Annotated in this window: 11 protein-coding genes; 4 read left to right on the top strand and 7 right to left on the bottom strand. The window is 56.1% G+C overall.

The window, feature by feature from the left end:
* Nucleotides 1-4: 4 nt before the first annotated feature.
* The 4 genes from LGV68_RS18490 to LGV68_RS18475 form a co-directional block, all read right to left on the bottom strand.
* On the bottom strand, nucleotides 5-2,179 hold the full coding sequence (locus LGV68_RS18490) for a TonB-dependent siderophore receptor (protein ID WP_047463202.1): 2,175 nt from the start codon (nucleotides 2,177-2,179) through the stop codon (nucleotides 5-7).
* A gap of 176 nt (nucleotides 2,180-2,355) precedes the next feature.
* On the bottom strand, nucleotides 2,356-4,329 hold the full coding sequence (gene fhuB, locus LGV68_RS18485) for a Fe(3+)-hydroxamate ABC transporter permease FhuB (protein ID WP_252535841.1): 1,974 nt from the start codon (nucleotides 4,327-4,329) through the stop codon (nucleotides 2,356-2,358).
* The gene (locus tag LGV68_RS18480; protein ID WP_252535840.1) at nucleotides 4,326-5,255 is read right to left on the bottom strand and encodes an iron-siderophore ABC transporter substrate-binding protein; all 930 of its coding nucleotides are present in this window, start codon (nucleotides 5,253-5,255) and stop codon (nucleotides 4,326-4,328) included. Before LGV68_RS18480 ends, fhuB begins: the two co-directional genes overlap by 4 nt.
* The gene (locus LGV68_RS18475; RefSeq protein WP_061057020.1) at nucleotides 5,246-6,031 is read right to left on the bottom strand and encodes an ABC transporter ATP-binding protein; all 786 of its coding nucleotides are present in this window, start codon (nucleotides 6,029-6,031) and stop codon (nucleotides 5,246-5,248) included. Before LGV68_RS18475 ends, LGV68_RS18480 begins: the two co-directional genes overlap by 10 nt.
* 159 nt (nucleotides 6,032-6,190) lie before the next feature.
* Between LGV68_RS18475 and LGV68_RS18470 the strand changes: the two genes are divergently transcribed.
* Nucleotides 6,191-8,020, top strand: coding sequence for an ABC transporter ATP-binding protein (locus tag LGV68_RS18470; protein ID WP_252535839.1), 1,830 nt, complete (start codon nucleotides 6,191-6,193; stop codon nucleotides 8,018-8,020).
* A 47-nt stretch (nucleotides 8,021-8,067) separates the two neighbouring features.
* Here the strand turns inward: LGV68_RS18470 and LGV68_RS18465 are convergent, their stop codons facing one another.
* From LGV68_RS18465 to recQ, 3 genes are all read right to left on the bottom strand, one after another.
* A complete protein-coding gene (locus tag LGV68_RS18465) occupies nucleotides 8,068-8,427 on the bottom strand; it encodes a hypothetical protein (RefSeq protein WP_044366999.1) in 360 nt (119 codons plus the stop codon).
* 102 nt (nucleotides 8,428-8,529) lie between these two features.
* The gene (locus LGV68_RS18460; RefSeq protein WP_172465300.1) at nucleotides 8,530-8,835 is read right to left on the bottom strand and encodes a DUF3630 family protein; all 306 of its coding nucleotides are present in this window, start codon (nucleotides 8,833-8,835) and stop codon (nucleotides 8,530-8,532) included.
* Complete coding sequence (gene recQ, locus LGV68_RS18455; protein ID WP_222738667.1) at nucleotides 8,825-10,660, bottom strand: ATP-dependent DNA helicase RecQ; 1,836 nt, start codon at nucleotides 10,658-10,660, stop codon at nucleotides 8,825-8,827. Before recQ ends, LGV68_RS18460 begins: the two co-directional genes overlap by 11 nt.
* 239 nt (nucleotides 10,661-10,899) lie before the next feature.
* Here recQ and rarD point away from each other — a divergent pair, with 239 nt between their 5' ends.
* The 3 genes from rarD (at nucleotide 10,900) to LGV68_RS18440 (ending at nucleotide 13,554) form a co-directional block, all read left to right on the top strand.
* Complete coding sequence (gene rarD / locus LGV68_RS18450; RefSeq protein WP_252535837.1) at nucleotides 10,900-11,817, top strand: EamA family transporter RarD; 918 nt, start codon at nucleotides 10,900-10,902, stop codon at nucleotides 11,815-11,817.
* A gap of 207 nt (nucleotides 11,818-12,024) precedes the next feature.
* On the top strand, nucleotides 12,025-12,825 hold the full coding sequence (locus LGV68_RS18445) for an AraC family transcriptional regulator (protein WP_024374646.1): 801 nt from the start codon (nucleotides 12,025-12,027) through the stop codon (nucleotides 12,823-12,825).
* Nucleotides 12,826-12,897: 72 nt separating this feature from the next.
* Nucleotides 12,898-13,554, top strand: a complete 657-nt coding sequence (locus tag LGV68_RS18440) for a LysE family translocator (protein ID WP_032081434.1) — start codon at nucleotides 12,898-12,900, stop codon at nucleotides 13,552-13,554.
* Nucleotides 13,555-13,620: the final 66 nt, after the last annotated feature.

The following is a 13,620-nucleotide window of genomic DNA, read 5'->3' as shown; positions in this document are numbered from 1 at the left end:
GTCATCAGAAATCGTAGCTGGCTGACAGAACAAACGTGCGTGGCGCGCCCTGCACCAGGTAGTTGCTGCCCGGGTAGCCACCTGCTGAAGCCCAGTAGCTCTTGTCGGTCACGTTGTCGACGCGTGCGCGCAGCGTCAGTGCATTATCACCCAGCTTCATGCCGTAACGCGCCCCCAGGTCGAAACGAGTCCACGATGGCAGTTCCAGTGAGTTGTCCGCACTGGCGTACTGAGAGCCGGTGTACAACGTACGACCTTCCAGAGTCAGGCCTTCAACAAACGGGGTTGCCCACTCAATGTTAACGTTGGCCTGCACTTTCGGCACACCGATCGCCTGTTTCCCTTCACTCGCCGTCGTCGCACTCTTAACAATTTCCGCATCAATCAGCGTCACACCGCCCAGCACTTTTACGCTTTCAATCGGTTCACCAAACGCAGACAGTTCGATACCACGGTTACGCTGCTCGCCGTTGTCGGTATAGCTGTTGTTGCTGTCGTACATGTAACTTGGCTTGCTGATTTGGAACAGGCTCACCACAGCACCGTAGCTGCCATTGTCGTATTTCGCGCCCACTTCATACTGTTCTGAGCGGTTTGGCTTCAGTACTTCACCGGCGTTCGCCACATCGCTACCATTATTGGTCGACGGCGCAATTTCACCTGGCAACAGCGCTTCTGAGTAGTTGGCGTACAGAGACACATCCAGCATTGGCTGGTAAACCACACCGACCGATGGTGTTAACGCTGTGCTGCCGTAACTGCTGCTCTCGTCACCGCTGTTGTAATCAAAGCTCTTGGTCTCCACACGCTGCAGGCGCGCGCCCAGCATCACTTTCACCTGATCATCAAACAGCGACAAGGTGTCTGCCAGCGCAGCACTGCTGTAAGTCACGCGTTCGGTTTCTTTTGGATCGCTGAGCGAACCGCCGTAGTACAGACCGGCAAATTGATCGAGTGAGTCATAGTCGTACAGTGAGCCAACGTCAGTGCTGGATGACATCACGTAGGCGTTTTTCGAACGAGACTGATAGACTGAACCCGACACCACCACAGTGTGACCTACACTGCCGGTTGAGAATTCATGACGTACACCGGTATCCCCTGACATGACGGTGTCTTCACGTACGTTCTCAAATAGGTAAGCCGTCAGGTTGCCATCGGCATCCGCCGTTGGGTTAGCCAGCAGGTTGTGTTCTTTACCGCGGCGCATGCCGCCAGCAATCCAACCAGTCGTCTGGCTGGAGAAATCGTATTCGCCACGCACAACACCAAACAGTTGTTTTTCGTCAGTGTAAGTCCAGTCCTGCGCATAGTTGGCCTCTGAACTTGGTAACGAAGGAATTGCGCTGCCCGGTGTCACACTTGGGCGCGGCGCATCAATGTGATGATCCTGATAGCCAAGATCGGCGGACATACGGAAATTTTCACCTTGGTGGTCAAAGCCTAAGCTCAGCACACCCAATTGGGTTTCCTGATCGTCCACAGCGTCATCACCGTTACGCGCCACGACGTTCACACGCACGCCATTTTCCTGGTTATCACCAAAACGGCGAGCCACATCCATCGCGCCATATGCCTGGCCACCGGATTGCGTACCCAGTGTCACGCGGGTCAGCGGTTCACTACCCGCCCGTTTTGGAACCAGGTTAATGGAACCACCGATCGCACTGCCGCCCGGCGCTGCACCGTTGACGAACGAGTTCGCACCGCGGAACACTTCCACGCGCTCCAGCATCTCTGCCGCCACATACTGACGAGGCAGAATACCGTACACACCGTTCAGCGTCATGTCGTCGGAATAGACCGGAAAGCCGCGAATCATGTACAGCTCCTGGAAGTTACCGTAACCCACAGCCTGACGCACCGTCGGATCATTTTTCAGCACATCGCCAACACTTTTGGCCTGCTGATCTTCGATCAGCTTCGAAGTGTAGTTACTTGATGAAAAAGGAGTATCCATGAAATCTTGGTTGCCGAGAATACCGGCGCGGCCTGAGCGTGCAACCTGACCACCCTGATAGTCGCCACCTAAGTCGACCTGAGAACCAACGATGGTGATGACCTCTTTCGCTTCACTGCTTTGTGTGGCGGTTTCTTCCGCGCCAACATAGCCAGTTTGTCCAAGCGCGAGCGCGGCGACCACACCAAGCCCGACTGGAGAAAGACGGAACGATTTCATAAATACCCCTGCTTTAATTTATAAACTAATCATTAAAATTTTTACGAATGATATTGCCAATGAGAACGATTTGCAATGCCATAAAAATAATCAATGTGGGGAAAAGTGAGATAACTATCAGGAAGACAGAAGGAATCGCGCCGCCATTCCTTCTGTTTGCGTAAAGGGAAATGAGATCAGCGCTTCGCCAGACGATTAACAATCAGCAGCGCGAGGAAATACAGCGCGCCGAGAATCGCGACCAGCGTGCCGGCGGCAATCTGATTCGGAAACAGCAATACCTGCCCGAGCCAGTCTGACCACAGCATGGTCGTCGCGCCAATCAGGCTGCCGAGCAGCAACTGCGCTTTGACCTGCTGCGCACCGAGCATGCGCGCCAAATGCGGCGCGATCAGGCCGACAAAGGCCACCGGGCCCATGGTCGCCGTCACCACGGCGCACAGCATGGCCACCAACACCAGCAAGCCGAGCGACATCCAGGCGCTATTGAGGCCGCGTGCCGTCGCAAACGAACGGCTGATGGAAATCAGCGTCAGCGCGCGGCTGCTCATCAGGCTCAGGACAAACAGCGCCAGCACCAGACCAGACAGCAGTGTCGCTTGTTCGGCAGTCACTCGGTAAGTCGACCCTGCCAGCCATTGCAGAATTTTGTAGCTGTCCTGATTGCCTTTCGCCAGACAGAACTGCACAAACGCCTGCAGCAGCGCTGTCATCGCGATCCCGGTCAGAATCACACTCGATGGCGCGAACTGATGTTTTCGCCCGAGCAAGATCAGCACCAACAGCTCCGCCAGACTGCCTGCCAGCGCCGTCCCCCACTGGGTCGACAGCAGCGACTGGCCAAGAAACAAGCTGGAGAACACCAGCGCAAATGTCGCTCCGGACGACACGCCGAGAATATCCGGGCTGGCTAACGGGTTGTAAATCAGACGCTGCAAAATGGTCCCCGCCAGCGCGAGGCCAATGCCGGTGCACAGCGCCGTCAGCGCGCGCGGCCAGCGCAGCGACCACTGATAATCACTCGGCAATGCCAGCCAGGTGTGCGTGCTGTCTGGCTGATAGCAGAAATAGAGCACCACCCCCGCCGCCAAGAGCGCAGCGACGGTGACACTCAACCCACGGCTGACGCGCTGACGCGAGCCTGGCAGCGCCACGGCAATGCCATCCTGCGCTTTCAGCTGACGGCGACTGAACCAAATCAGCGCAGGCGCGCCAATGGCGGCCGCGGTCACACCACTCGGCACCACCTGACCAAACCATAAGGTCAGCCACTGTGCCAGCATATCCGTCAGTAGCAGTAACAACGCACCAAACACGACACTTGCCACCAGCTCCATACGCGGTGTGCGCGCGCCAAGCGCACGCACAATATTGGGGGTCAGCAGGCCGATAAAACCAATCAGGCCGACAACCGTGATCGACGCGGACACCAGCCAGATGCCGATGATCATCAGCAGGAAAAACGCCGGAATAACCGACAATCCACGCGCCTGCGCGCCCTGATGACCCAAGCGCAGCAGCGTCAATACGCGGGGCGCCAACAGCAACAGCAGCACCAGCGGCGATAAGCGCGGCACCAACCACTCGATCATCTCCCAGCCATTCTGCGCCAGGTCGCCTGCGCCCCACATGAACACGTTCTGCGCGTAATCCTGATGCAGCAAAATGATCGCGCCGGCAATCGCGCCAAGCAGAATGTTGATCACCATACCGGAGATCACCATCGGTAAACCGGTCATGTTGTCCAGCCCGGCGATCAGCAGAATCAGACCGAATGCCAGCAGCGCGCCAGTCATCGCCGCCAGCGCACTGTAGTCGGCAATGGCATCCGGCCACCAGATGCTGACAATGATCAGCGCCAGCCAGGCACCGGACGACGTTCCCATCGTCAGCGGAGAGGTCAGCGAGTTCTGCGTCAGTTGCTGCATCAGGCTGCCGACCAGCCCGAGCATGGCGCCGACAATCAGCGTCATCACCAGCCTTGGCAGTTGCGCGTAAGCAAAGTTGAAATCATCAAACGATTCAGCCAATTGCGGACTCCCGATCAGGCTCCACTGCTGACTGAGCGCTAATGGCTGATTGAACTGCAGGCTCGCCAGTGCGGCGGCGGCCAATAACATCACCACCGCGAGCAGATGTTTGGCACTCATGACGCGGGGGCCATTTCAAGCAGGCTGGTGGTGATGGCTTCCGCGGTATACAGCAGTGACATCGCGCCACCATAGCTCCAGACCGACTCGACCGAGTTGACATGTTGCTGGCGCACAAACGGCATCGCTTTCCACAGCACCGAGTTTTTCAGTTTTTTCTCTTCATTGAACGGTTCGATGTAGAGCACATAACCATCACGCACGTTACGTAAATCAGCGATCGGCTTTTGCACGATGCCCCACTGCTGCGGCGCTTCCACCAGCGCCGGAGTCAGGCCGAGTTTTTCCACCACGTAGAACGCCATCGAATCTTGGGTGTAGATAAAGGTCGATTTAGTGTCGGCAAAACGCATCACCAGAGTACGCGGCAGCGGCGAGCCAAAATGCGCATTGAGCTCGGCTTTCAGTTCGGCAAAACGCTGGTCCATCATGGCCAGTTTTTGCTCGGCGAGCGCTTGCTGACCAAACACCTGCGCCAGTTGTTTAAATTGGGTGATCGCCACTTCGGCTTGCGCGTCATTGGCGCTGAAATTGGTGTAGAGCAACACTGGCGCGATTTGCTCCAGACGCGGTTTGAGATCGCGCTGTGAACCGGTGATCAGAATAATGTCGGGTTTCAGTGCCGCGATTTTTTCCAGATTGGGCTCACCGCGCGTGCCGACATTTTCCGCCGAAGCCGGAATAGCCGGCTTCACCACCCAGTCACGGTACGAATCGGCATCGGTGACCGCAATCGGCGTCACACCCAGTTCAATTACCTGCTCAAGCAGGCTCCAGTCCAGCACCGCCGCACGCTGAGGCACGGCATTCAGTGTCTGCTTGCCGAGCGAATCACTCACCTCAATGACCGCCAGAGCGGAAGATACGCCGCAGACCAACAGGCCAAACAGCAGCAGAGTTTGCTTCACAGTCGATTTCAGGCACATACAATCGCGACCTTATTGGTAGTGGCCTCGCTCACCGCATGCGGGTGATCGATCAGCGTAATCGGAGTTTGGTACAAATCGGAAAGTCGTTGCTCATCAGCCAGCGTCGTTGCCGGGCCGTCAAAGGCAATCCGCCCTTGCTTGAGCGCAACAATATGGGTCGCGTAGCGCAGCGCCAGATTGAGATCGTGCAGAATCACAATAATGCCGCAGCCCTGCTTCTGATTCAGTTCTGCCAGCAGCGCCATCAGTTGGTACTGATGCTGCACATCCAATGCCGAGGTCGGTTCATCCAGGATCAGTACCGGCGATTCTTGCGCGAGCAGCATCGCGACCCAGGCCCGCTGGCGTTCACCGCCCGACAGCTCATCAACAAACGTATCGGCAAACGCACTGACGCCGGTTTTGTCCATCGCCGCTCTGATAATATCGGCATCCTGCTGACGCCAGAAGCCGAGTGCGCCGCGCCAGGGAAAACGGCCAAGGCGCACCAGTTCCCGTACCGTCAGGCCCGCACTGGCAGGCAGTTTTTGCGGCAGGAATGCGACGGCTTTGGCGAGCGATTTGCTGCTCAGTGACGTCAGCGGCGCGTCATTCAGCCATACCGACCCGGTATCCGGTGCCTGTTGACCGGACAGCAAACTGACCAGCGTTGATTTGCCGGATCCATTGTGGCCCAGCACCACCGTCAGTTCGTTGGTGGGGATGTTCAACTGCTCAATCGCCAGAATGCGGCGACCTCCGCGGACCATCTCCACGCCAGATAGGGTGAACATTCGCTTACCTCCCGCCTCTCAGATCACCCAAAGGTTATTGAGAACCGTTTTAATTATCATTACTATACCAATTCCGCCATTTTACTGATTATTCTGTCGATGAAAAGTCAGTAACCACATTCAAATTGCAACTACTCCTCAAAGAGCAAGGTCACTTTCATGTTTCACTGGTTTGAAAATCTCACCAACGCGTTTCCGGATCACGAGCCGCAACAACCGCCCAAAACCCTGTTTGGCTTCTGCCGTTATTACACGCGCGGGTTTGAAAAACCGCTGCTGCTGATGTCACTGCTCAGCGCCTGTGTGGCGATCGCAGAAGTCACGTTGGTGCGTTACATGGGTGAACTGGTCGACATGCTGAGCAACAGCTCACGCGCCAACTTCTGGGCGGAAAACGGCAGCGCGCTGCTGTCGATGGCGCTGTTGGTATTGGTGGTGATGCCAGTGCTGGCGTTTGTGCACTCCAACCTGCTGCATCAGGCGATCCTAGGCAACTACCCGATGTCGATTCGCTGGCTGGTGCACCGTTACCTGCTCAAACAGAGTGTTGGTTTTTTTCAGCGTGACTTTGCCGGGCGCGTGGCCACCAAAGTGATGCAGAGCGCCCATTCGGTGCGCGAAGTGGTGATGAAACTGGTCGATCTGTCGGTCTACATCGCGGTCTACTTCGTCTCGATGCTGGTGATGATTGCCAGCGCCGACGACGTGTTAGTGCTGCCGATTCTGGTGTGGCTGTGTCTGTATATTCTGATCCAGGTGTTCTTTATTCCGCGCCTGAAACGCATCTCTACCGCTCAGGCCGACGCACAGTCGAGCATGACGGGCAGCATCGTCGATACTTACACCAACATCACCACCGTGAAGCTGTTCTCGCATTCGCAGCGCGAAACCCAACACGCGCAAAAAGGGATGAAAAACTATCTGGCAACGGTCTATCAGCAGATGCGCACCCTCACCAGCCTGCTCTACAGCGTGGATTTGATTAACTACCTGCTGCTGTTTTCGATGGCGGCGCTGTCAATTCATTTGTGGCTGGCGGAAAGCGTAACTGTCGGCGTGATCGCGATTGGCATCAGCATTGCGCTGCGCCTGCAAGGCATGTCGAAATGGATCATGTGGGAAATCCGCGGCATGTTTGAAAGCATCGGCATGGTGATCGACAGCATCAACACCATCGCCAACGACATTGAAATTGAAGACGCAACGCACGCCAAACCGCTGACCGTCACCCAAGGCGACATTCGCTTCCATCAGGTTGGTTTTCAATACAACGACCAGAAAGCGGTGTTTGACGGGCTCGATCTGCACCTCAAACCGGGCGAGAAAGTTGGCATTGTCGGTCGATCCGGCGCGGGCAAATCGACGCTGGTTAACCTATTGCTGCGCTTTTACGATTTAAACGCCGGCCGCATTGAGATCGACGGTCAGGACATCGCGCAGGTCACGCAAGAATCGCTGCGCCAGCAGATCGGCATGATCACCCAAGACACGTCACTGCTCCACCGCTCGATTCGTGAAAACATTCTTTACGGCAACCCGCACGCCAGCGAAGCAGAGCTGATGCACGCCAGTCGTCAGGCCGAAGCGCACGATTTTATTGAACTGCTGCAAGATGAAAGCGGCCACTCAGGCTACGACGTGCAAGTGGGCGAACGCGGGGTGAAACTCTCCGGTGGTCAGCGCCAGCGTATCGCCATCGCGCGCGTACTGCTCAAAGACGCGCCGATCCTCATCATGGACGAAGCCACCTCTGCGCTGGACTCGGAAGTGGAAGCGGCGATTCAGGAGAACCTGGACAAGCTGATGGAAAACAAAACCGTGATTGCGATTGCGCACCGTCTGTCGACGATTGCCGCCATGGACCGTTTGATTGTGATGGACCAGGGCCAGATCGTGGAGCAAGGATCCCACCAGGAACTGCTGGCGCAAAACGGCGTGTACGCGCAGTTGTGGGTGCACCAGACCGGCGGCTTTATCGGCGAAGCCTAACTGATGAGACAGAAAAAGCCCCGTTTGGGGCTTTTTTTATGCGTCCGCTAGGCCTCTTCAGCGCAATGCATGCGATGAAAAACGCGGTGAATGATCGGCGCAAACAGCGTGGCGAGCGCAACGAAGAATACGGTTTCGATGAACAGGCTATAAAACGCGAGAAACAGATGCAGCGACGCTGATTGGTGAAAATCCGCCACCGGATACGGCAGCTCCAGCCCGCTGACCATCGACAGCGCATTGAGCCACGCCTGCACAGCGGTGAGTTCCGCCAGCAGCAGAAAACCGAGCACGCCCGGCAACAGGCCCAGCAGCAACAAACCCAGCGCGATCAGCGCGTAACGGATACAGCGCCCGATAAAACGCTCAAACGAAATGACATCCTGATGAATGGATTCCAGACGCATGGTGCTCTCCTTGTTCTAAGCCGAGTAGGAGTAGCATAAGCGTTGAAAAATAAAGAAAAAGGGAAATGGCGACGAGATGGAACAGCCGTCGCGCTTTGGCACTCAGATGCCGCGGCGCAGTAAACTGGCGATAAAATCGAGCTCTTCTTTGGCCAAGCCTTCCCCCATGGCTTCGAGCCACACACATTCGCTGTAGTGTTCGGCACGCAGCATCAGGTGGCAGCCTTCAAAATCAATCAGCCACGAGTGCAAATCGGCATCGCTCTGCTTTTCCAGCACGCGCGCCGACAACAGCGCGACCAAACGCTCACCGAGCGGCGGAAAGGAGTCAAAATCAAACGCGGGCGTTGCCACAATCAGGCGGCCGTCACTGGCCAGATAATCACGTAAACCAAACTCAGCCATGATAGGTCAGATGCTCCTGAATTAAGTCCAAAAACGGGTCGGCGTATTTTTCCAGTTTGCGCTGGCCCACACCGCTCACCGCCAGCATTTCGCCATACGATGTCGGCAGAATGTCCGCCATATCAATCAAAGTCGCGTCACTGAACACCACGTACGGCGGTAACCCTTCTTCATCGGCAATCGACTTACGCAGCTTGCGCAGTTTGGCGAACAGTTTCTTGTCGTAGTTTTTGCTCGACAGTTTATCCGCTTTGGCCGCGCGCACCGCGGTATCCAAACGCGGCACCGCCAGTTCCAGCGACATATCGCCGCGCAGCAGCGGACGCGCTTCTTCGGTCAGTTGCAACGTCGAGTTGCGCGTGATGTTCTGATGCAGCATGCCTTTGTGGATCAACTGGCGAAAGATACTTACCCAGTAGTCGTGGCTGTGATCGCGCCCGAGCCCGTAAGTCGAAATCTTGTCATGGCCATGCTCGCGAATACGAATGTTCTGCATGCCGCGCAGCACTTCCACCACATAGCCGATCCCAAAGCTCTGATTGACGCGATAGACACACGACAGCGCTTTGCGCGCCTCTTCGGTGGCATCGAAATGCTTGGGCGGATCAAGGCAGATATCGCAGTTGCCGCACGGCTTGTCGCGATATTCACCAAAGTAGTTGAGCAGCACCTGACGGCGGCAGGTTTGCGCTTCAGCAAAGTTGCTCATGGCGGTCAGCTTGTGCGTTTCCACCTGCTTTTGCGGGCCGTCGTTTTTCTCATCCAGCATGCGGCGCAGCCAGGCAATATCCGCCGGGTCATACAGCATCACGGCTTCTGCGGGCAAGCCATCGCGGCCGGCGCGGCCGGTTTCCTGATAATAGGATTCGATGTTGCGCGGAATATCAAAGTGAACCACAAACCGCACGTTGGGTTTGTTGATGCCCATGCCGAACGCCACGGTGGCGACCACAATCTGAATGTCGTCGCGCTGAAACGCTTCCTGCACATACGCCCGTTCATCGGCGTCCATCCCGGCATGATAGCCGGCGGCGCGAATGTGGTTGTTGCACAGTTTTTCCGTCACCATTTCCACTTTCTTGCGGCTGCCACAGTAGATGATGCCGCAATGGCCTTTTTGCGTGTCGAGATAACGAATCACCTGCGACACCGGCTTGTGTTTTTCCATCAGCGTGTAGCGAATATTTGGCCGGTCAAAGCTGCCGAGATAAACGTGCGGGTCAGTCAGGTTGAGACGCGACAGAATGTCGCTGCGGGTGGCATCGTCGGCGGTCGCCGTCAGTGCCATGATCGGCACCTGCGGAAACTGCTGTTTGAGCTGGCCAAGCGCCGCGTATTCCGGGCGGAAATCGTGTCCCCACTGGGAAATACAGTGCGCTTCATCGACGGCAATCATCGCCAGCGGCAAGTTGTGCAAACGCTCGATAAATTCGCCGGTCAGCACGCGCTCTGGCGACACATACAGCAGCTTGAGTTGGCCAGAATGCATGCGATTGTAAATGCCAATCAGCGCCTCGCGGCTCTGGGTCGAGTTGACGCACTCCGCTGCCACGCCGTTGGCTTTAAGCTGATCGACCTGGTCTTTCATCAGCGAAATCAGCGGCGAAATCACTACCGTCACGCCTTCGCGAGCCAACGCCGGAATCTGATAACAGAGCGATTTACCACCGCCAGTGGGCATGATCACCAGCGAATCACGACCCGCAACAGCCGATTCGATCACTTCCTGCTGACCATCACGAAAAGTCTGGTAGCCAAACACATCGCGCAGAATGGCCTGCGGATCGGGCAACGCGTCGGATTGTTCAGCGATTAAAGTAGCGGTCATGCTGGGTCTCAGTGGCGGTCTGCAAGCAGACGATTGGGCATTTCAATAAGCCGGATATTGTAGAGGCGTTTAGCGGTGAATTAAACCGCTATTGGCAAAGTAATTGCGCCGCAAGCGTGGGCAACGTGCTCAGGCCAGAACGTGCGCAGGCGCATAATGGTTCGAGGAAAACGATTTGCCCTGTATACTGCCCGGTAACTCGCCACCCTTCGGTGCGCGATCTTAGTGAGAAGTAAAGCATGACACCCGAAGAACAACAAAACGCCAAAAAAGGCGTGATACTGGCCATCAGCGCCTACACCATGTGGGGCATTGCGCCCATCTATTTCAAAGCGATCAGTTCGGTTTCCGCTCTGGAAATTCTCAGTCACCGCGTGATTTGGTCTTTCTTCCTGCTGGCCGCGCTGCTGCATTTCGGCCGTCAATGGCGCAGTGTAGTGAGCGTATTCCGCGACAAAAAGAAGATGGTCTATCTGCTGACCACTGCTCTGCTGGTCGGCGGCAACTGGCTGATTTTCATCTGGGCGGTCAACGCCAATCACATGCTCGACGCCAGTTTAGGTTATTACATCAACCCGCTGCTCAACGTGGTGCTCGGCATGCTGTTTCTCGGCGAACGGCTACGTAAATTGCAGTGGTTTGCGGTGGCTCTGGCAACCATTGGCGTCGCCATTCAGTTGGTAGTGTTCGGCTCGGTGCCGATCGTGGCGTTCTCGCTGGCCATCACCTTTGGTTTGTACGGCCTGCTGCGCAAAAAAGTCGGCGTGAATGCGCAAACCGGCCTGTTTATTGAAACGCTGGTACTGGTTCCTGCGGCGGCGATTTATCTGTTGTGGATTGCCGACTCGGCCACCAGTTCCATGCTGGCGAACGACTGGCACCTCAATCTGCTGCTGATCTCAGCCGGTATCGTCACCACGCTGCCGTTGCTGTGCTTTACCGGCGCGGCGACCAAGCTCAAACTCTCGACGCTGGGCTTTTTCCAGTACATCGGCCCAAGCCTGATGTTCCTGCTGGCGGTATTGGTGTACGGTGAAAACTTCAGTGCTGACAAAGCGATTACCTTTGCCTTCATCTGGAGCGCGCTGGTGATCTTCAGTGTCGATGGTCTGACCCAAGGGCGCAAACGACCATTGGCCAACGCGGTCGCCAAGTAACGCGGCGGCGAAGCGCCACCGCACAGAAATAATTTCGCGCTGAAGCCATTCAGCGCTGAAAACACATCGCAACGGCGGGTGATCGTTTTTTACAAGACAAACGGCGCCCGCCTCGCTACGCTAGAAGTGTTTGACGACTTTTTCACCACTGTTTCATTCTATGGCATGCCGCTGCGCATGCCTTCAGCGCCGGGCACACACATCATCATGGACAAAGTTCGCTACAGTACCACCCCTCATCAGGCGATCAGTCTGATTGAAGCGGACTATCATGAGTTCGCGTTCGAGCGCCATTATCACCTCGATTTTCACCTCGGGCTCATCACTCAGGGGCAGCAGCGTTTTCTCCATCAGGGCACACATCACAACGTCGGCCACGGCGAGCTGGTGATCATGCCACCGGATGAATTGCACGACGGCCGTTCACTGCTCGATTCCGGCTATCAGGTACGCGTGTTCGCTATTGAACCCGAATGGTTTCACCAAACGCTCGAACTGAGTAAACCCAGCGATGTGATGAGCTTTGATCGCCTGATCGTCAGCGACCAGCAAGTGTTTGCGTCCCTGACCCAGTTGCATCAGAAACTGGCACAGCCGGATTTGTGTCAACTCGCCAAAGATTGCCTGCCTTATGAAGGGTTTTCCGGTTTAGTGTCGCGCTATGGTGCCATCAAAGAAAAAGATGCCGTCGCGCTTGGCACCCAGTCGCTGGCCACCTTAAAAGAGTATCTGCTCGCCAACCTCGATCAGGCCGTGCGCTTAGAGCAACTGGCCACCTTGTGCAATCTCACGCCAACACAATTGCAGCGCCATTTTAAAGCGCGCACCGGCATGACGCCGTATGCCTGGCTGACCCGCCTGCGTCTTGAGCAAGGCATGAAGCTGGTGAAAGCGGGACTGCCCGGCACCGACGTGGCTCATCAGGTCGGCTTTTACGATCAGGCGCATTTCACCAAAGCGTTCAAACACACCTACGGCGTCTCTCCTTCCGCGGTCAACTCGCACTGAGTGTCAGAATTTTACAAGCGGCGCGAACGCGCGCTTGGCACAATGACGACATCTGTTGTTGGAGATCCTTTCATGAATGAAGCCAGTATTCTTATTACCCTTGCGACGGTGCATTTTATCGCCCTGATGAGCCCCGGCCCCGACGTGGCGCTGGTGGTTCAAAATGCCACGCGTTATGGCCGCCAGACCGGTGTCTACATCGCCCTCGGTTTGTCATTCGGCATTTTACTGCACTCGCTGCTGAGCCTGACCGGCGTCAGTTATCTGGTGCATCAGCAGCCGCTGCTGTTTGCCCTATTGCAGTTGTGCGGCGGCAGCTATCTGCTCTATCTCGGCAGCGGTGCCTTGCGTGCGACGCTGGCCAACTGGTCACAAGCCCCGGGCGAGTTATCAAGCAAACCGGAGCTGCTGCTGAGCAACAAACGTCAAGCCTTCTCGCGCGGCTTTATGACCAATATTCTTAATCCGAAAGCGCTGGTGTTTTTCGTCAGCCTGATGTCGACCTTGGTGCCGGCAGGCATGTCACTGGGTGGCAAAAGCCTGGCCTTGCTGATCTTATGGAGCCTGTCGCTACTGTGGTTTGCTGCTCTGGCGTGGATGCTGTCAACCCAGCGTTTGCAGCGTAAATTGCAGGCCGCCAGCCGTTATATCGATCTGCTGTGCGGCGCGATCTTCACCCTGATCGGCGTGATGATTCTGTGGCAATCACTGACAGGCTTGCTCGGTTAACCTCAATTCTGAGTCAAGGTTGCATATTTATCATCTTTGGCTAGAAAAACACCACGTCCACTGCCA

The organism is Vibrio sp. LQ2 (assembly GCF_023920125.1).
GTDB classification, from domain to species: domain Bacteria; phylum Pseudomonadota; class Gammaproteobacteria; order Enterobacterales; family Vibrionaceae; genus Vibrio; species Vibrio fluvialis.
The sequence above is the reverse complement of the archived record's forward strand: the minus strand, read 5'-3'. Positions and strand labels throughout refer to the sequence as shown.